Source organism: Serratia sp. CY33525 (genome assembly GCF_052169115.1).
In the GTDB taxonomy this organism is placed as follows: domain Bacteria; phylum Pseudomonadota; class Gammaproteobacteria; order Enterobacterales; family Enterobacteriaceae; genus Serratia; species Serratia sarumanii.
Genome location: NZ_JBJNLK010000028.1, coordinates 1 through 1,380, shown reverse-complemented (window position 1 = coordinate 1,380; position 1,380 = coordinate 1). Strand labels below are relative to the sequence as shown.

At 49.6% G+C, this 1,380-nt stretch carries 1 protein-coding gene; it reads left to right on the top strand.

The genetic code is table 11. From position 1 onward, the window contains the following. The first annotated feature begins 281 nt into the window (after window positions 1-281). On the top strand, window positions 282-1,358 hold the full coding sequence (locus ACJ8IM_RS25145) for an IS110 family transposase (RefSeq protein WP_000227969.1): 1,077 nt from the start codon (window positions 282-284) through the stop codon (window positions 1,356-1,358). Window positions 1,359-1,380: the final 22 nt, after the last annotated feature.

The following is a 1,380-nucleotide window of genomic DNA, read 5'->3' as shown; positions in this document are numbered from 1 at the left end:
AGTAATAATGCCGATGTCAGTCTTTACCACCACTTAGTTTGCCGTTTAACCAGATTGGTGTGATTACTGATGCAGTGAAGACCTTCCCGCATCCTGACTCACACAGCGATCGACCTTTTGTGTCCTGCCCTGGACCCGTCGGTTGCCGGAAGCGCCTTCATGCGAGGCATCTCCTCACCGATGCGCGTGACTCAAGAAGGGCCTGACGGCTTGTCTCGTTACTGTCCTGTCCGGGTTATCTGTCTGGAGATTCAACTCTGTTTCCTCACAGGAGCTCTGTCATGGTTGATAAAGTTACCGAAGCTGCCGTTGTGGGTGGCGTGGATACACATAAAGATTTGCACGTTGCCGCTGTCGTAGATCAGAACAATAAAGTCCTTGGGACTCAGTATTTCTCCACAACACGACAAGGTTACCGGCAGATGCTGGCATGGATGACCTCGTTTGGGACATTAAAGCGAATTGGTGTTGAGTGCACAGGTACCTATGGTTCCGGTTTGCTTCGTTATTTTCAGAACGCCGGGTTAGAAGTTCTTGAGGTGACTGCTCCAGACCGGATGGAGCGACGCAAACGGGGTAAAAGTGACACAATTGATGCTGAATGTGCCGCTCATGCAGCATTCTCAGGCATCAGGACAGTTACTCCCAAAACGCGTGATGGCATGATTGAGTCCCTGCGGGTATTAAAAACTTGCCGAAAAACAGCAATATCAGCCCGCAGAGTCGCTCTCCAGATTATCCATTCAAATATTATCTCTGCCCCGGATGAATTACGTGAACAGCTCAGAAATATGACGCGCATGCAGCTCATCAGGACCCTGGGTTCCTGGAGACCTGATGCCAGTGAATACCGCAATGTAACCAACGTTTATCGCATTTCATTAAAGTCCCTTGCCCGACGCTATCTCGAGTTACATGACGAAATCGCTGATCTGGATGTCATGATTGCGGCAATTGTCGACGAGTTGGCACCTGAGCTGATTAAACGTAATGCTATCGGATACGAAAGCGCTTCACAGTTGCTGATCACTGCCGGAGACAATCCTCAACGGTTAAGATCAGAATCAGGATTTGCGGCACTGTGTGGTGTCAGCCCGGTCCCCGTTTCTTCTGGAAAAACGAACCGTTACCGACTTAATCGTGGTGGAGATCGTGCTGCAAATAGTGCACTTCACATCATCGCCATCGGACGCTTACGAACTGACGCAAAAACAAAGGAATATGTCGCCAGGCGTGTAGCCGAAGGACATACAAAAATGGAAGCGATACGCTGTCTAAAGCGATATATCTCCCGCGAAGTTTACACGTTACTGCGCAATCAAAACAGGCGGATCAACAGTATCCCGATAACAGCTTGACTCTTAGAAGGGCGTCCAGGGC